Annotated in this window: 14 protein-coding genes; 1 reads left to right on the forward strand and 13 read right to left on the reverse strand. The window is 69.0% G+C overall.

Going from position 1 to position 17,824, the window contains the following annotated elements:
* The first annotated feature begins 130 nt into the window (after positions 1 to 130).
* Positions 131 to 3,004: an EAL domain-containing protein gene (locus ASF08_RS15405; RefSeq protein ID WP_056146868.1), complete on the forward strand. Its 2,874-nt coding sequence runs from the start codon at positions 131 to 133 to the stop codon at positions 3,002 to 3,004.
* A 387-nt stretch (positions 3,005 to 3,391) separates the two neighbouring features.
* Here ASF08_RS15405 and pufC read toward each other — a convergent pair whose 3' ends face one another.
* The 13 genes from pufC to ASF08_RS15470 form a co-directional block, all read right to left on the reverse strand.
* A complete protein-coding gene (pufC, locus tag ASF08_RS15410) occupies positions 3,392 to 4,501 on the reverse strand; it encodes a photosynthetic reaction center cytochrome PufC (RefSeq protein ID WP_056146870.1) in 1,110 nt (369 codons plus the stop codon).
* Positions 4,498 to 5,475 (reverse strand): photosynthetic reaction center subunit M, encoded by a 978-nt coding sequence (gene pufM / locus ASF08_RS15415; RefSeq protein WP_018043295.1) that lies wholly within the window; start codon positions 5,473 to 5,475, stop codon positions 4,498 to 4,500. Before pufM ends, pufC begins: the two co-directional genes overlap by 4 nt.
* Positions 5,476 to 5,489: 14 nt before the next feature.
* Positions 5,490 to 6,314: a photosynthetic reaction center subunit L gene (gene pufL / locus ASF08_RS15420; protein WP_056146872.1), complete on the reverse strand. Its 825-nt coding sequence runs from the start codon at positions 6,312 to 6,314 to the stop codon at positions 5,490 to 5,492.
* 270 nt (positions 6,315 to 6,584) lie between these two features.
* Positions 6,585 to 6,773, reverse strand: coding sequence for a light-harvesting antenna LH1, alpha subunit (gene pufA, locus ASF08_RS15425; RefSeq protein WP_018043293.1), 189 nt, complete (start codon positions 6,771 to 6,773; stop codon positions 6,585 to 6,587).
* Between the two features lie 14 nt (positions 6,774 to 6,787).
* Positions 6,788 to 7,015 (reverse strand): light-harvesting antenna LH1, beta subunit, encoded by a 228-nt coding sequence (pufB, locus tag ASF08_RS15430; RefSeq protein WP_018043292.1) that lies wholly within the window; start codon positions 7,013 to 7,015, stop codon positions 6,788 to 6,790.
* Positions 7,016 to 7,185: 170 nt separating this feature from the next.
* Positions 7,186 to 7,449 (reverse strand): hypothetical protein, encoded by a 264-nt coding sequence (locus ASF08_RS15435; RefSeq protein ID WP_018043291.1) that lies wholly within the window; start codon positions 7,447 to 7,449, stop codon positions 7,186 to 7,188.
* A gap of 113 nt (positions 7,450 to 7,562) precedes the next feature.
* Positions 7,563 to 9,029: a chlorophyllide a reductase subunit Z gene (gene bchZ / locus ASF08_RS15440; protein WP_027173816.1), complete on the reverse strand. Its 1,467-nt coding sequence runs from the start codon at positions 9,027 to 9,029 to the stop codon at positions 7,563 to 7,565.
* The gene (bchY, locus tag ASF08_RS15445; RefSeq protein WP_056146874.1) at positions 9,029 to 10,606 is read right to left on the reverse strand and encodes a chlorophyllide a reductase subunit Y; all 1,578 of its coding nucleotides are present in this window, start codon (positions 10,604 to 10,606) and stop codon (positions 9,029 to 9,031) included. Before bchY ends, bchZ begins: the two co-directional genes overlap by 1 nt.
* A gap of 5 nt (positions 10,607 to 10,611) precedes the next feature.
* Complete coding sequence (locus ASF08_RS15450) at positions 10,612 to 11,598, reverse strand: chlorophyllide a reductase iron protein subunit X (protein ID WP_056146876.1); 987 nt, start codon at positions 11,596 to 11,598, stop codon at positions 10,612 to 10,614.
* A complete protein-coding gene (gene bchC, locus ASF08_RS15455) occupies positions 11,595 to 12,530 on the reverse strand; it encodes a chlorophyll synthesis pathway protein BchC (RefSeq protein WP_056146878.1) in 936 nt (311 codons plus the stop codon). Before bchC ends, ASF08_RS15450 begins: the two co-directional genes overlap by 4 nt.
* Before the next feature lie 100 nt (positions 12,531 to 12,630).
* Positions 12,631 to 13,761, reverse strand: a complete 1,131-nt coding sequence (locus ASF08_RS15460) for a methyltransferase (protein ID WP_082473240.1) — start codon at positions 13,759 to 13,761, stop codon at positions 12,631 to 12,633.
* A 239-nt stretch (positions 13,762 to 14,000) separates the two neighbouring features.
* A complete protein-coding gene (locus ASF08_RS15465) occupies positions 14,001 to 17,273 on the reverse strand; it encodes an efflux RND transporter permease subunit (RefSeq protein WP_056147173.1) in 3,273 nt (1,090 codons plus the stop codon).
* On the reverse strand, positions 17,270 to 17,791 hold the full coding sequence (locus ASF08_RS15470; protein ID WP_244474553.1) for an endonuclease domain-containing protein: 522 nt from the start codon (positions 17,789 to 17,791) through the stop codon (positions 17,270 to 17,272). Before ASF08_RS15470 ends, ASF08_RS15465 begins: the two co-directional genes overlap by 4 nt.
* Between the last annotated feature and the right edge of the window lie 33 nt (positions 17,792 to 17,824).

Raw genomic sequence — 17,824 nt, forward strand, 5'->3', positions numbered from 1 at the left:
GATTTCGTCCTTTTGCATCCTTGCCGGTGCAAGTAAACAGCCTGTTAATTGGCCAAAATTTACAAAGATTTCAAGCCCGACTTAACTATTGCAGGCGAAGAATTTACGATGGCCGGATGAGACGAACTGGATGAAATCTATCTACGGTTGGAAATCTGCCAAGGCTGGCGAGAGGAACTGGCCGAGGCCCATCACCGCGGTCGCCTCTTTCGCGGGCACCATCCGCGGCCGGATTCTGGTCGCCTTTCTCATCATGAGCGCCATCACGGGCATCCTCGGATTGTCGGCGGCGTCAGGGATTCGCCGGGCCGACGAACTCGTGAGCCGGACTTTCGATCAGTCGCTCATGTCCATCAACTATGCGCGGGCCGCCGCCGCCGATTTCGCCAACATGCGCTCCCTGGAGGCCCGGCGGCGGATGAGCGCCGACCCCGGCGCGAAGGCGCAGCTCGAAGGCAGGCTCGACAGCCTTCGCCATGTCTTCGCGGAGGATCTCGCCGTGGCGGTCGAGCGCGCCCAGTCGAGCCGTGCGACCCAGGCGGCCCAAGCCGTGGAGCGGGCGGTGAAGGATTGGGACGCGGCCCGCTCCGTCCTCGCCGGCCGCGACACCCGGGATCCCGATTGGGACGCGGTCGACCGGCATGCCGGCGCCGTCGAGGAGCATCTCGACCTCTTCATCAACCACACCGCCGGCGACGGTTTCATCTACCGGCAGCAGGCCAGGGCCATCGTCGCCCGCGAGACCCAGATCAACCTCTTCGGCACCCTGCTGGCACTGCTGATGTCCGCCTCCGTCGCCTTCCTGCTGGCCCGGCGCATCATGCGGCCGGTGGCGGACGCCTCCATGGTCGCCTCGCGGATCGCGGCCGGGGACCTCAGCGTGACGATCCCGTCCGGCAGCGCGGACGAACTCGGCGCCCTCCTCGCCTCCATGGGCGTCATGCGCGACAACATCCGCCGGGCGATGGAGCAGGAGGTCGCCCAGCGCATCTCGGCGGAGGCCCATCTCGCCGACGCCCTCGAGACCTCCCTCGAAGGCATCGTCGTGGTCGACGAATCCGGCCGGATCGCGCTCATCAACGGGCAGGCGGAGGATTTCCTCGGATTCGGTCACGAGCCGCTGCCGCGGGACACGTCGATGGCCCGCGTCGCTTTCGAGGGCAACGCGCTCGCCCGCACCCTCCTCTCCGAGGACGACGATTGGACGGCGCCGCGCGAGACCCAGCTCTTCGACGGGCGCTGGCTCCGGATCAGCCGCAGCCGCACGCGCACCGGCGGCTTCATCGCGGTCTGCAGCGACATCACCCTGCTCAAGGTCCAGGAAGCCCATCTCCAATCCACCAACCTTCGCCTCGACACCGCCCTCGACAACATGTCCCAGGGCCTGTGCCTGTTCGACGCCGAGGGGCACCTCACCGTGGTCAACCGGCGCTATTGCGAGCTGTTCGACCTCTCGCCGGACGACCTCCCCCTCGGCACGCCCTACGAGGACGTGGCCTCGCTCTACCTGGCCTCGGCCGAGGAGGGCACGGTCTTCGAGATCGAGGGCCGGCAGATCTCGGCCGCCGGTTCGGGCTTCCGCCAGATGGGCAACGGACGGGTCCTCGCCGTCACGCACAAGCCCGTGGCCGGGGGCGGCATGGTTTCCACCTACGAGGACGTGACCGACCGGCGCCAGGCCGATGCCCGCATCGCCTACATGGCGCGCCACGACGTCCTCACCGGCCTGCCTAACCGGGCCATGTTCGGCGAGCGGATCGAGGAGGCCCTGGCCCATCTCGGGCGCGGCGGCATGTTCGCCGTGCTCTGCCTCGATCTCGACCGGTTCAAGGAGGTCAACGACACCCTCGGTCACCCGGTGGGAGACGAGCTCCTGAAAGCGGTGGGCAACCGCCTGACCGCCTGCCTGCGCGAGGTCGACACCGTGGCCCGGCTCGGCGGCGACGAATTCGCCATCATCCTGGCGGGCGTGACCTATCCGGAGGAGGCCACCATCCTGGCACGGCGGATCGTGGACGTGGTCAGCAACACCTACGAACTCGACGGCCAGCAGGTCGCGGTCGGCGTCAGCATCGGCATCTGCCTCGCCCCCGGCGACGGCACCAGCTGCGACAAGCTCCTCAAGAACGCCGACGTCGCCCTCTACCGCGCCAAGGCCGACGGGCGCGGCACCTGGCGCTTCTTCGAGGTGGAGATGGACATCCGGCTCCAGGCCCGCCGCGCCCTCGAACTCGACCTGCGCGAGGCGGTGGCCCAGGGCGCGTTCGAGATGTTCTACCAGCCGATCTACGATTTCCGCGGCCGCCGCGTCGGCGGGTTCGAGGCGCTGATGCGGTGGCGCCATCCCGAGCGCGGGCTCGTCTCGCCCGCCGAGTTCATCACGGTCGCCGAGGAGATCGGCCTGATCGTGCCGCTCGGCGACTGGGCCCTGCGCACGGCCTGCAGCGAGGCCATGCGCTGGCCCGACGGCATCCGGGTCGCGGTCAACGTCTCGGTGGCCCAGTTCCGGGACGGCATCGTCATCCAGTCCGTCAAGGACGCCCTGAGCGTGAGCCGCCTCCCCCCCGCGCGCCTGGAGCTCGAGATCACGGAATCGGTCCTGCTCAGGGACAACGCCGCCACCCTCGCCACCCTGCACGCCCTGCGCCGCCTCGGCGTCCGGATCGCCATGGACGATTTCGGCACGGGCTACTCGTCGCTGAGCTACCTGCGCAGCTTCCCCTTCGACAAGATCAAGATCGACCAGTCCTTCGTCCGCGACATCACCGCGGCCGACGAATCCGCCTTCATCGTCCGCGCCGTCATCGGCCTCGGCCTCAGCCTGCACATGCGCACCACCGGCGAGGGGATCGAGAACGAGATCCAGTTCGAGCGCCTGCGCCAGGAAGGCTGCGACGAGGGCCAGGGCTACTATATCGGCCGGCCCGACGACGCCGGGAGCATCCCCGAGGTGCTGGACCGCTGGTCGGGACGGCGCGGAGCCACCAAGCACGCCGTGGCGTGAAGGGTCGGTCGGCGGCTCCCGGCAGCCATCGGGCACGCTCTTCTCCCCTGTCCCGGCCGGGCTACGGCATTCACACATGTCGCGGGCTGCGCTGACGAGCCCTCCTCCCCCTTGCGGGGAGGAGCCGGAGGTGGGGGTGGTTGGGCGACCCTCAGCTTACGGAGGCACGCGGCACCACCCCCACTCCTGACCTCTCCCCACAAGGGGGAGAGGGATGCGCTCTGCCTGAAACGGCTGCTGTGTAAATCCGGGAGGCGTGGCGAGTGAGGGGATTCTCAACCGTGCCCGCTGGAACGGGCTCGCTTGGGACTTGGTGTGGTGCCCGTTCCGCGCAAGCAAAAGGGGCGGATTCCAAAGAACCCACCCCCCTTGTCTATCTCCGAAACCCTATTGTGGCGCGGGGGTCGGAGCCGGGTCGGCCGGCGCCGGGTCCGCGGGTACGGGATCCGCCGCGCTCGCCGTTTCGGTGGATTTGGCGAGTTCCGGATAGGCCTCGATCATCGATGCGCCGTTGAGGGGCTTGCTCTGGCCGTTGTGGCAGGTGGTGCAATTCACCTTCGGCACGTCGCCGAGCACGCCGAGGCGGGCGGTGGGGAAGGTGGAGGTCAGCGGCTCGAGGTAATTGCCGTTGATGTCCCGCACCATGCGGATGCCGTGCCAGGCGGTGGTGCGCTGGGGCGTGCTCTGCGACCAGTTCGAGATCGCCCGGGTGTTGTGGCAGAAGGTGCAGTTGACCCCGAGACCCTCCGACATGTGGATCATCAGGCCGTAGGTCTTCTCCGCATCCTGGATCGGCTTGCCCTTCGTGGTGGGAAGCGCCGTGGTGGCGTTCACCCGGATGGCGTTGTTGTCGATGGTCTTGTCGGCGAGGTATTCGGTCAGGGTGTCGTAGGGCAGCGAGGCGAGCCCCACCGAGGCCTTGGCCAGGTTCTGGCCGTTGTTCCGGGCTGTGAAGCCGCCGGGCCGGTTCGGGCCGGGATCGGTGAACCAGACATGGGCCGGCACCGGCTGGCCGCGATGGCAGGTGAAGCAGGTGACGCCCGTGCCCCCCACATGGTTGTCCTTCCAGCTCTCGTTGATGTGCTGGGTCATCTGCAGCATCCGGCGGGCGACCTTCTTCTGGTAGAGGCTGTCGTCGGCCATGTTCTCGGTGTTGTGGCAGTAGGTGCAGCCCTGTTCGGGGCTGACCCATTCGGTCATCGAGACCATCAGGCGGTTGAACTCGTTGACGCTGACGTTCTTGAGGACCTGGACGTTCTCGTAGGTGGCGCCGGCGAGTTCCTCGCCGGGCTCGGCCGGGTCGGCCGGCGCCGGGGCGACGTTGGCCGCCTTCGTCTCGGCCGCCCCGGCGCGGGTATGGATCTGGTCCATCGCCGTGCCGCGAAAGCCGCTCTGCTGGACCGCCAGGGGCGGCCGGTCCCAGTCGGTCAGGCCGAACATCGCGATGGTGAGGAAGAAGGCGATCGAGGCGCCGAGAACTGTGACGAACGTCTTCATGGGACCGCCCCCGGCATGCTCAAGGGATCGACGACCGGCGCATAGACCTGCGGATAGGACGGGGCGACGCCGTGCTTGACCGCCCAGAGGTACCAATTGTCGACCACCGTGCCGGTGAGCAGGATGCCGATGCCGCCGGTGAGGGTGGTCAGAACCGCGAACCACCAGGCCCAGCGGTGGATCGATTCCATCGTGGCGTTGAAGCCCATGGTCCAGCGCCAGAACAGGGCGGCGCGCTCGGTGGCGGTGCCGCGATCGACGATCTGGTCGATCTCGCGCTCACCGCCGAAGCGGCTCACCGCCAGGATGGTGGCGCCATGCATCGCGAAGAGCAGCGTCGACCCGTAGAGGAAGACGATCGAGAGCATGTGGAACGGGTTGTAGAAGAGGTTGCCGTAGCGGAGCGAGAAGGCGGCGGTCCAGTCGAGATGCGGGAAGATGCCGAAGGGCACCGCCTCGCTCCACGACCCCATCAGGACCGGCCGGATGAAGCCGAGGACCAGGAACAGCCAGATGGCGGAGGCGAAGGCCCAGGGCACATGGGTGCCGAGGCCGAGCGCCCGGGCGCGGCGATAGAGCCGGACCCACCACAGCAGGATCGAGGCGGTGAGGAAGAAGCCGGCGATCAGCCACCACCCGCCCTCCTGCAGCGGCGGCAGGATCTTGAGCCCGTATTGCGGTCGCGGCGGCTCCAGGGCGAGCCAGGGCAACTGGCGCACGAACTGGACCGGGTCCCAGTTCACGCTCGCCCACATGTTGAGGCCGACGATCTCGAAGGCGATGAGGAAGCACACGCCCGAGAGGGCGCCGAGATAGCCGATGTAGATCGGACCCACCTGGGCGTTGCCGAACAGGCCGAACAGGTAGCTGTGGAACGGCGTGCCCCAGCGCCGGTCGACATCGACGGGAACGCCGAGTTCCGGAATGGTGGAGCGGACTTGGACCTCGGTGAAGATGTTCTGATAATAGGCCATGGTCGTGCCCCCCTCTAGCGCCAGACCGGGAGATTGAGCCACCAGCCCCACCATTCCGGCCAGCCACGGGTCCAGAACGGGCCGCTGATGATGATGCAGACGGCGCTCCAGAAGCCCGCCGACAGGGCGAGGAACAGGCCGAGCCGGTGGATGCCGAGCGTGCCGATCGAGTAGCCGATCGTGTCGCGGAAGAAGGTGTCCTCGTGCTCGGGCGTCTTCACCACCTGGCCCTTGCCCGGATTGGTGGCCGAGAGGATCAGGGCGCCGTGCAGGGACAGGGCGAAGGTCGTCGTGAAGAAGAACGACACCGCCAGCATGTGCGCCGGATTGTAGTGGAAGTGCAGGTACTGGTAGCCGGTGTTCGAAACCCAATCGAGATGGGAGAGGATGCCGTAGGGAAAGCCGTGGCCCCAGGCGCCCATCAGGAACGGCCGGATCACCACCAGCGAGACATAGGCGAAGATCGCCACCGCAAAGGCGAAGGGCACGTGGTAGCCGATGCCGAGCTTGCGGCAGATCTCGACCTCGCGCAGGGCCCAGGAGACGAACGACCCGATGGCGCAGAAGGTGATGATCTGCCAGAGGCCGCCCTCCTTGAGGGGGGCGAGCGCCAGCCCGTATTTGAGGTCGGGCGGCGCGATGTTGATCTGCCAGATGTTCCAGGTCGGCCCGAGTGCGGCGCCGTAGACGATCAGCGCGGTGCCGAGCACCGAGAAGAACAGCGTCGTGACGCCGAAGAACCCGACATAGAACGGCCCGACCCAGAAATCGAACAGGTCTCCGCCGAGGAGCGTGCCGCCGCGGACGCGGTATTTTCGTTCGAAACTCAGCATCGCCATCGCGAATACCTCCCGGCTTCACAGGTCACGATTCTTGATGGATGGGCGCATCCGTCAGGGTGCGCGTCGTCCCCCTCCCCCTTGTGGGGAGGGGCTAGGGGTGGGGGTGGCGCCGCCAGCCTCCGCAGCGACAGGAGGGTGGCCCAACCACCCCACCTCCAACTCCTCCCCGCATCCATCTCGGGCTTGCCCGATATGGGCACCGGAGATGCGGGTCTCGGGCGAACCCGAGACCCGGAGGGGGAGGAGAGTGATCCGCATCCCGCCCGGTCAGGCGGGCATCGTCGGAAGGACCAGCGTCTGCGCATTGGCGGCGCGCGGGGCCTTGGGGCCTTCCAGCCAGTTGAAACGGTCGGTGCTGAGCAAGATGAAGTGGATCAGCAGCGCCAGAATGAACAGGAAGGTGAAGAGCGCCACCAGCGTGCGGCGCGGATCGAAGAGAAGCCAGACCTTGTGCATGGGTGCGTTCCTCCTCAGGAGATCATCGAGACGAGGCCGTGCGCGGCGCTCGTGACGGTGTCGAGGGCGGCGTAGCCCTTCGGGCCGGGCAGCCACGGGCGCCACATCCAGACGAGGATATGCGCGACCACGGCGATGGCCGTGAAGATGATGAAGCTCGTCAGGAAGATCGCGTGGAACTCCTTGGCTTCCGGTTCCGTCAGCCCGGACAGGCTGCTGGCTTTCTCGATTCCACTGGACATGATGTGAGCCTCCGCTTTCGTCTGGCCGTGCGTGCTCCACGCGCGGCGGGTGAGGTCGCGGGGGCCGGCAGCGGCGCTCGCGACGGTCGTTCCCCCCTCGTCGGACGGGAGGTCGTTCGGGTTCCGGATCGGGCGGGCATCGGCCCGGGGCGATCCGGCCCCGGAAAGCGTCAGCCCATGAAGACGAAGGGGATCGCCGACACGGCCATGGCCTTGGCCTCGCCGAAGACCGAGCGCCGGGCGATGAGGCCGTGGCCCGCCGGAGCCCGGGCCGGGACGAGGCGCTGGAGCGCCGCCGCCGCGAGGAAGAACGGATAGGTCGCCACCAGGAGGAGGCGGAACTGCAGCTCGTGCCGCTGCAGGCGCGACGGGGCGGGACGCGACAGAGCCTGGCGGGAGGGCATGGTCCGGGGGAACATGGTCATCGACTGCATGGCGGAGATCTCCTGTCCGCGATCCGCGGCGGTCGGCCTCGCGAGGAGGCCGGTTCTCGACGGAAACGGCGCCGCGCCGCTCCAGCCGGAAAGAGGGTGTGGGGCGGGGGCGCTCATGCCGCCGCTCCGAGGGTCAGGTCCGCATGCGCGCGCTCGACCTCGGCCGGGCCGACGCGCTCCTGTCCGGCATTCCGGGTCGCCCGTTCGGCGGCGTCGCGCAGGCGCTTGGCCACCGAGATCCGCACCAGCACCGGATGGGCCTCGACGAGGTCGTCGAGCAGGGTGCGGGCGGCCTCGTCCCAGGGCAGTTCCCGGTGGATCCGCGCCGGCGTCGCCTCGACCCGATCCATGTCGCGGGCCAGGGGCAGGATGTGGAAGAGCATGTCGAACAGGGCGTTGCAGACCTCCTGGATGAGGTAGGTCGCGCCCGAGAAGCCCATGAACGGCGTCCCGGTATGGCGGCGGATGATGGCGCCCGGAAACGAGGCCGGCACGAAGACCGCCCGCGATCCGCATTCGGCCGCGTACATGCGCTCGTTGAACGAGCCGAACAGGACGAGGGGCGGGTTGGCCTTGATCGCCTCGCGCACCGCCGCGTTGTCGGTCTTGGCGCCGGGCCGGCGCGAGATCGCGAAGGTGCAGGGCAGGCCCATCTCGTCTTCGAGGAAGCGGCGGACGCCCCGCGCATAGGTGTCGGAGGCGACGATGCCGAAGCTCGCCGTGCCGAAGAAGTCCTGGGTCACCGAGCGCCACAGATCCCAGACCGGCTTGATCGTGGTGTGCCGCTCGCGCTCGATGAAGGGCTCCGGATCGAGGCCGAGGATCTCGCCGAGCTTGCGCAGGAACTTGGTGGTGGCGTGCAGCCCGATCGGCGCCTGCAGGTAGGGCCGCTCGAGGGCCTCGCAGAGCAGGCGGCCGAACTCGCGGTAGAGGCAGATATTGGCGTCCGCGTTCACGAGTTTCGGCACGTCGGCGAGATGCGAGCCGAGCGGAAAGGCGAGGTTCACCTCGGCCCCGATCCCCTCCACGAGGCGGCGGATCTCGGCCAGATCCGAGGGCATGTTGAAGGTGCCGTAGGCCGGGCCGATGATGTTGACGCGGGGGCGCTCGCCCTCCTTGCGGGGAGGCCTTGCCGGGATGCCCTTCTTGGCGAATTTGCGCGCGCCGTATTCCTGCCAGAGCCAGGACATCGCCCGGTCGGCGGTCTGCCACTGGTCCTCGTCGATGGTGCGCGGCAGGAAGCGCTGGAGGTTGGTGCCCTCCGGCGTCACGCCGCCGCCGATCATCTCGGCGATGGAGCCGGTGACGACCACGCTCGGCATCCCCGGATCGAGGGTGGCGTGCGCCCGCTTCATCGCGGCCTCGGTGCCGTGGCGGCCGAGTTCTTCCTCGGCGAGCCCGGTGACCACGATGGGCAGTTCGTGCGGCGGCAGCGCGTCGGTGTAGTGGAGCACCGAGGTGACCGGCAGGTTCTCGCAGCCGACGGGACCGTCGATGACGACCTGCAATCCCTTGATGGCGGTGAAGACGTAGACGGCGCCCCAGTAGCCGCCGGCCCGGTCGTGATCGAGGACGAGCATCAGGCCATCTCCCCGATCGGGTTGTGGGAGGGTTTTCCGCGCGTCGCCGAGGCGACGTTCTGGCGGACTTTCGGCACCTCTTCCCAGATGCCGGCGGCATGGCCCTCGCCGACCCCGTCGAAGAAGTCCCGCATGGCGTCGAACCGGTGCTGGTTGCCGAGCGCCGTGTTGATGACCTTGGCCAGCGACCCGGCTCCGGCGACGCCCATGAGCGGGCGGGCCGAGATCAGGTTGGTGAAGTAGAGGGCGGGGATCGCCCGCTCCTTGGCCGCCTGCACCACCGGCGTGGTGCCGATGGCGAGGTCCGGGCGGAACTCGCGCATGGCGGAGAGGTCGTCCTCCAGCGAGGCGCGAAAGCGCACCATGACGCCGCGCGATTCCAGCCAGTCGCGGTCTGCCTCCGAATAGGGCGTGCGCGGGCAGGCGGTGCCGACATAGGCGAGATCCGCCCCGCTCTCGACGAGGAGCCGGCCCACCAGCAGTTCGGACCCCTCGTAGCCCGAGAGCGTGATCCGGCCCTTGATCGGTGTGGCGGCCAGCGCCCCCCGGATCATCGGGAGGAGACGGTTCTTGGCGGCCTCCACCGTGGCGCGCGGTACGGCGCAGGCCTCGCCGATCCGGTCGAGCCAGTCGGCGGTGCCGTCATGGCCCACGGGGGCGGAGCCGACGATGGGGCGCCCGGCGAGTTCGAATTCGCGGATCGAGGCGGTGTAGAACGGGTGGATCGCCGCCACCGCCGCGCAGTCGAGGGCCGCGTAGAGTTCGCGCCATTCGCGGGTCGGCACCACCGGGCCGGCGCTGAGGCCCAGCGGCTCCAGCAATCCGCCGATCACCACCGGGTCGGCCGGGAACATCTCGCCGAGCAGCGTCACGCTGGGGCGCTCGGAGCGGCCGAGGCGCGGGGCCTGGACCGGACCCTGCTCGGCCTCGGAGCGGGCGAATTTCAGCATGGCCCCGGCGAGCACGTCCTTGGCTTCCGCATGGGTCGGCACGCCGAAGCCCGGCACGTCGATGCCGATGATGCGGACCCCGTCGATCTCCTTCGGCAGGAGGCGCAGCGGTACGCCGGAGGCGGTGGGGACGCAGAGATTGATGACGACGACCGCGTCGTAATCGGCGGGCTTGGCCACGTCGAACACCGCCTCGCGGATGTCCTCGAACAGCTTGCCGGTGACCAGGGTCTCGGAATTGAAGGGGACGTAGCCGACGCTGCGCTTGGCCCCGTAGAAATGCGAGGTGAAGGTGAGGCCGTAGACGCAGCAGGCCGAGCCCGACAGGATCGTCGCCGTGCGGCGCATGCGCAGGCCGACGCGCAAGGAGCCGAAGGCCGGGCACATGCTCTGGGGCTGGTCGTGCGGCCCTTGGGGGTAGTCTTTTTTGAGCTGCTCCAGCGTCTCCGACATCCCGGCGGCTTCGGCGGCCGCCCGCATCGCGTCCTTGCCGGAATGGCAGCCGAGCCCGTCGGTCTCGGTGGCGGCGAGATTGACCGCCTCCGTGGGCAATGCGGCGGGAGCCAGGGTCGAGGCGGGGCGGTCCTTGCGGGCGCGCAGATCGGCGATGTCGAGGGAGACGGCCATGCGCGTCAGACCTCGTCGTAGACGACTTCGAGGGACGGCTTCACGACCAGGGCCGTGCCGCACATATCCTCGAAGGTGGCGGGGACCAGGGTGACGCCCCGGCCCACGGCCTCGCCCTTGAACAGACCGAGCAGACCGTCCTGGGAGAGCGGTGTCGGATGGTTGGCCGCCGCGTCGTGGACGTTCTGGGCCAGATCCGCGAAGAGCGAGCCCCATTGGCTCTCGGGCCTGCCGATGATCTCGTAATTCGCGCTCTTCTTGCGGATGTCGTCGTCGGCCGGGATCGAGGCCAGGACCGGGATGCCCACGGCGGCGGCGAAGGCCTGGGCCTCGCCGGTTCCGTCGTCCTTGTTGATGACGAGGCCGCCGACACCGACATTGCCGCCGAGCTTGCGGAAGTATTCCACCGCCGAGCAGACGTTGTTGGCCACATACAACGATTGAAGATCGTTCGAGCCGACGACGATGACCTTCTGGCACATGTCGCGGGCGATCGGCAGGCCGAAGCCGCCGCAGACCACGTCACCGAGGAAGTCGAGCAGGACGTAGTCGAAGCCCCATTCGTGGAAGCCGAGTTTTTCGAGAAGTTCGAAGCCGTGGATGATGCCGCGCCCGCCGCAGCCGCGCCCGACTTCCGGTCCGCCGAGCTCCATGGCGTAGACGCCGTCGCGCTTGAAGCAGACATCGCCGATGGCGACCTGCTCGCCGGCGAGCTTCTTCTTGGTGGAGGTCTCGATGATGGTCGGGCAGGCGCGGCCGCCGAACAGGAGCGAGGTGGTGTCGCTCTTCGGGTCGCAGCCGATGAGCAGGACCTTCTTGCCCTGCTGGGCCATCATGTAGCTGAGATTGGCCAGGGTGAACGACTTGCCGATGCCGCCCTTGCCGTAGATCGCGATGATCTGCGTCTCCTTGGTGGCGGAGACGGGGGTCGCATCCGGCTCGATGGCGGCTTCGGCGCGCAGGAGTGCGGCTCCGTTCAGCTGCATGTTCATGAAGCGGCTCTCCAATCGAGGATCATCTTCAGGCATTCGGGCTCGCCGAACGCCGTGCGATAGGCGGACGGCGCGTGCGCCGCCGGTTCACGATGGGTGATCAGGCCGTCGAGGGAGAGACGCCCCCCCTCGATCAGGGTCAGGACCGCGGCGAGATCCTCCGGCCGCCACTGGGCGGCGACGCGGATGCGGGCCTCGCGCAGGAAGGCGGGCGGGAAGGCGAAGGAGAGCGGCGCCTCGTAGAAACCGGCGAGCACGATCTCGCCGCCGGGCCTGAGCCGCCCGATCAGCGTGTCGAGGATCGCGGCGTCGCCGCTGACATCGGTGATGGCGCCGTAATCGCGGGTCTCGTCCGCATCCGGATGCAGGACCTCGTAGCCCTGCGCGCCCGTGGCCCGCACCGGGTTCGTCTCCCACACCACAGGCTCGCCGCCGGCGATCCGTGTCAGGCGGGCGAGAAGCCGCCCGAGCACCCCGTGGCCGACGATGAGCGAGCGGCCTTCGGGACGCGCGTTGAGCGCATGATAGGCGGTGGCCGCCAGGGCGATGAGGATGCCGTGTTCGCGCAAATCCGCATCGATGGGAACGAGGCGGGCGCCTTCGCTCACCAGGCGGGAGGCCGCGCCGCCGAACAGGCCGCGCACCGGGCCGAAGCAGCGGGCGCCCGGCACGAAGACCCGCTGCCCGACCGCGAGGCCGGAGGCGGGGCCGGCTTCCACCACTTCGCCCACCGATTCGTAGCCGGGGACCAGCGGATAGCCCATGCCCGGGAAGGGCGGCATCCGGCCCGTCCAGAGCAGGCGCTCGGTGCCGGTGCTGATGCCGCTCCACAGGGTCTCCACCACCGCGTCGGCCGGGCCCGGAGCATCGAGGGCGAGTTCGGCGAGCGACAGGTGTTCGGGGCGTTCGAAGAGGACGGCCAGCGCGTGCATCGTGTTCGACCCTCCCCTGTCTCGTGCCTCGACCCGATGGCGACGGGTGCGGCGCTTGTTCGATGTGTCATCCTAGATTGACACTTTTATTCGTCAAGCCTTACTTACGCTGCAGCGTGTCAATTCGTCTGGACACCAGCAGGCGGGTCAGGAGCGGGCGCCGCGTCGCGATCTCGCGGCACTCGCGAAATCCGGCCTCCTGGAGGAGCGCGGTCAGCTCGGCGGGGCGGCGGCAGCGGCCGCTTCCCATCGCCAGCAGGTAGAAGCCGAAATAGGCGTCGGTGACCGGCTCGGCCCCCGCCGTCCCGGCCATCGGCTCGGCGATCAGGAGCGTACCGCCATCGCCGAGCGCGTCGTAGGCGGCGCGCAGGAGCGGGCGGACGGTGTCGTCGTCATGGTCGTGGACGACCCGGACGAGGGAGATGGCGTCGGCACCCGTCGGCAGGGGCGTGGTGCGAAAACTGCCGCCCCGGGCTTCGGCGCGGTGGGACAGGCCCTCGGCCGCGAAACGCTCCGTGGCGCGGGCGGCCACCGCCGGCAGGTCGAACAGCCGGACGGCGAGGCCCGGCGTCGCCCGCATGGCCGCGCGCAGGAAAGCCCCCTCGCCGCCCCCCACATCCATCAGCAGGCGGTGCCGGTGCATGGGATAGGCGTCGAGGATGTCCTCGGCGATGAGGGATTGGGAGGCGGCCATGAGGGCCGAGTAGTCCGCCACCGCCTCGGCCGGGATCGCCGTGGCGCCGGCCGCTCCGGCATAGGGCCAATAGGCGGCGAGCCGGCTGGTGCCGCCCTCCCCGCGCAGGAGCGCCACCGGGTCGCGCAGATCCTCGTAGAGGAGCGCGTGGTGCTCGATCATCGCGGTGATGGAGGGATTGCCGATCAGCGCCGCGCCGAGATCGGCCAGGGCGAAGTGCCCGTCGGGCAGGCGCCGCAGCAGGTCGAGCGAGGCGGCGGCGTCCAGCAGGCGCAACGCCCGCTCCGGCCTCAGGCAGGTCCGCTCGGCCAGGGCCTCGAGCCCGAGCGGGCCGGGGGCGAGGATCGCGAACAGGTCGAGCCTGATGCAGGCGAACAGGGTCTGCGAATAGACGAAGCCGGCGCAGAGATCGAACAGCGCGCGGGTGTTGCGCCGCGCGATCCCCCGCGTCAGCGGAAACGCGGCGGCCCAGCGCTGGAAGGCCGGATTGGCGATGGTGCGGTTGCGGAAGCCGAGCCAGCGCTCTTGCCAAGGCAGGGCTCGCTGTCGCCCTCCCCCCTCTGCGGGGGAGGGTGGCCCTCGCGTSAGCGAGGGTCGGGAGAGGGGCGCGCCGTATCCGGAGAGGTCGCCCCCTCTCCCGCCTGCTCCGCAGGCACCCTCCCCCGCACCAAGTCGGGTCTGCCCGACTTGGCCAGCCAAAGACAGATCTCGGGCAAGCCCGAGGTCCTTGGGGGGAGGGTTGCTACGCGCGGGTCGCATCGTCCGGTCACGCCCGCTCATTCGGCCGGGCTCACCGAAACGCCGGGCGTCGGCTTCCGCCGGCGGAGGCGGTCGAGATAGAGGTAGACGACGGGCGTGGTGTAGAGGGTCAGGATCTGGCTCACGATCAGGCCGCCGGCGATGGCGATGCCCAGGGGGCGGCGCATTTCCGAGCCTTCGCCCCCGGCGAGGATGAGAGGCAGGGCGCCGAGCAGGGCCGCCAGCGTTGTCATCATGATCGGCCGGAAGCGCAAGAGGCAGGCCTCGAAGATCGCGTCCTTCGGTGTGGCCCCGCGCGTGCGCTCGGCGTCCAGCGCCACGTCGATCATCATGATGGCGTTCTTCTTGACGATGCCGATGAGCAGGAACACCGCGATGAGGGCGATGATGGTGAATTCCGTGCCCGAGACGAGGAGCGCCAGCAGCGCGCCGATACCGGCCGAGGGCAGCGTCGAGAGGATCGTCACCGGATGGACGAAGCTCTCGTAGAGGATCCCGAGGATCGTGTAGACGGCCAGCAAAGCCGCCAGAATCAGCAGGGGCTGGCGCGAGGACGAGGCCTGGAAGGTCTTGGCCGCGCCCGCGAATTCGCCGTGGATCGTGGCCGGCAGGCGCAATTGCGCCTCGGCCTCCTCGATGGCGGCGGTGGCGTCCGACAGGCTCTTGCCCGGCGCCAGGTTGAACGAGAGCGTGGTGGCCACGAACAGGCCCTGGTGGCTCACCTGCACGGGCGCGTTGCCGGTCTCCACCCGGGCGAAGGCGGAGAGCGGAATCATCGTCTCCTTGGCACTGGAAACCGGAGCGCTGGACGAGGCGCCCGCCCCGCCCGCGATGGCGTTGGAGGCGGCGTTGCGGGCGGAATCGGCGGCGATGGTGGAGGCCGTCGTCCCCGTCGTCGCGGCGCCGGCCACCGTCCCGGCCACGGCGTTGGTGATGGCCGAGCCGCGCGCCTTGCCGCCCGATGTCGAGACGAAGACGGTCTTCAACGTCTCCGGGCTCTGCAGGTAGCGCGGCGCGATCTCCATCACGACGTGGTACTGGTTGAGCGGGTTGTAGATCGTCGAGACCTGCCGCTGGCCGAAGGCGTCGTAGAGGGTGTTGTCGATCTTATCGGGCGTGATGCCGTAGCGGTAGGCGGTGGCCCGGTCGATGACGAGGCGGCTCTCCAGCCCGCCCTCCTGCTGGTCGGAGGTGACGTCCGAGAAGACCGGGTTCTTCTGCAGCGCCTCCACGAGCCGGGGGGCCGCCGCATAGAGTTCGTCGGCCGTGTCGCCCTGGAGGGTGTACTGGTACTGCGCGAAGCTCTGGCGCCCGCCCATGCGCAGGTCCTGGCGCGGGAACAGGAACAGCCGGGCGCCGGCCACCTGCGCGAGCTTGGGGCGCAGGCGGGTCATCACCTCGGTGATCGAGGCCCGCTCGCCCCGGGGTTTGAGGCCCACGAAGACGTTGGCCGAGTTGGTGGCGCGCCCGCCCGTGAAGCCGACGACGCTGTCCACCGCCGGATCGGCCTGCACGATGGCGGTAGCCTGTTCCAGCTTTTGCTTCATCGCCTGGAACGAGATGCGCTGGTCGGCCTGGATGCCGCCCATCATCTGCCCGGTATCCTGCTCGGGGAAGAAGCCCTTGGGGACGATGATGTAGAGATAGACGTTGAGCCCGATCGTCGCGAACAGCGTGAGCAGCACCAGGCGGCGATGATTGAGGGCGATCCGCAGGGTCCGCTCATAGGCGCGCAGCGTTCCCTCGAAGGCGCCCTCCAGCCCCCGGATCAGCAGGTTGGGGCGGCGCGGCGCCTCTCCCTCCGGCACGCTTTCGCGCTTGAGCAGCAGCGCGCACATCATCGGCGTGGTGGTGAGCGAGAGCACCAGGGAGATCAGGATCGCCAGGGACAGGGTGAAGGCGAATTCCTCGAACAGCCGCCCGACGATCCCCCCCATCAGCAGGATCGGGATGAACACCGCGATCAGCGACAGGCTCATGGAGATGACGGTGAAGCCGACCTCCTTCGCCCCGATGAGGGCGGCCTCCAGCCTCGGCTTGCCGAGCTCGATATGGCGCTGGATGTTCTCCAGGACCACGATGGCGTCGTCCACCACGAAGCCGGTGGCGATGATGAGGGCCATCAGCGACAGGATGTCGAGGCTGTAATCCAGCAGGTACATGGCCGAGAAGGTGCCGATGATCGAGATCGGCACGGCCACCGCCGGGATCAGGGTCGCCCGGCCGGAGCGCAGGAAGGCGAAGACCACGCCGATGACGAGGACGACCGCGATGACCAGGGTCTCCTCGGTCTCGGCGAGGGAGGCGCGGATGGTGGCGCTGCGGTCGCCGGTGACGGTGAGGTCGATGTCGCCGGGCAGCGCCGCCTTCACCTGCGGCAGCGCCGCCTCCACCGCCTTGATCGTATCGACAACGTTGGAGCCGGGCTGCTTGTAGATGAACAGAATCACGCCCGGCCGGCCGTTGACGAGGCCGAGATTGCGCTTGTCCTCCACCGAATCCTCGACCTTGCCCACATCGGTGAGGCGCACGCCCGCCCCGTTGCGGTAGGCCACGACGATGTCGCGGTAATCCGCCGCCACCCGGCCCTGGTCGTTGGCGTAGAGCTGGTAGTGGCGGGTGTCGGTCTCGATCGCCCCCTTCGGGGAATTGGCATTGGCCGAGGCGATCGCCGCGCGCACCCCTTCGAGGCCGATCCCGTAATTGTAGAGGGCGGTGGGATCGAGCTCGACCCGCACCGCCGGAAGCGAGGAGCCGCCGATATCGACGTTCCCCACCCCGGGGAGCTGGGACATCTTCTGCTGCACCACCGTGGCGGCGGAATCGTAGAGCTGGCCCGGCGACAGGGTGTTCGAGGTCAGCCCGAGGATCAGGATCGGCGCATCGGCCGGGTTGAACTTGCGGTAGGTGGGGTTCGAGCGCAGGGCGGTGGGCAGGTCGGCCCGCGCGGCATTGATCGCCGCCTGCACGTCGCGGGCGGCCCCGTCGATGTCGCGGTTGAGGTTGAACATCAGGACGATCCGCACCGTCCCGACGGAACTGGTGGAGGTCATCTCGCCCACGTCGGCGATGATGCCGAGCCGCCGCTCCAGGGGCGCGGCCACCGTCGTCGCCATGGTCTCGGGCGAGGCCCCGGCCATCTGCGCCTGGACCAGGATGACGGGGAAATCCACCTGCGGCAGCGGCGCCACCGGCAGCTTGAAGAACGCGAAGATCCCCGCCAGCAGCACCCCGATGGTGAGCAGCGTGGTGGCGACGGGGCGGCGGATGAACGGCTCGGAGACGTTCATGGGCGGGGCGCCGTGACCGGGCGAGGGGCCGGGCCTGGGCACCTGCTCCCTCCCCCCTCTGCGGGGGAGGGTGGCCCGGCCGTCAGGCCGGGTCGGGAGAGGGGAGCGACCCGGCCGGAGGTGGCGCGAGCCAGTCGCGCCTCGACGGTCGCGCCGACCGTGTCGAGGACCGAAGCGAGATCGCTCAGGACACGGTCGTTCGGGAAGCGCAGAATCTCGAAACCCTGCTCCCGCAGCCAGACATCGCGCGCGGCATCGCGATCACGGCGTTCGGCCTCGTCATGGGGGGCTCCGTCGAGTTCGACGATCAGACGGGCGGACGCGCAGAGGAAATCGGCGATGTAGGGCGGCAGGGGAACCTGGCGTCTGAACTTGAGCCCACGGAAGCGGCTACCGCGCACCTGCTGCCAGAACGCATCCTCGGCCAAGGTGCGGAGCCGACGTTGCTCACGGGCGAACGCACGCAGACGCGGAGTAGGTCTGACGAGGATGCGCACCTCGTCGCTCTGCGCGCCCAATCCGGAAACCGGGCTCCCCTCTCCCGACCCCCT

Origin of the sequence: Methylobacterium sp. Leaf85 (assembly GCF_001422125.1) — a bacterium.
GTDB lineage: Bacteria > Pseudomonadota > Alphaproteobacteria > Rhizobiales > Beijerinckiaceae > Methylobacterium > Methylobacterium bullatum.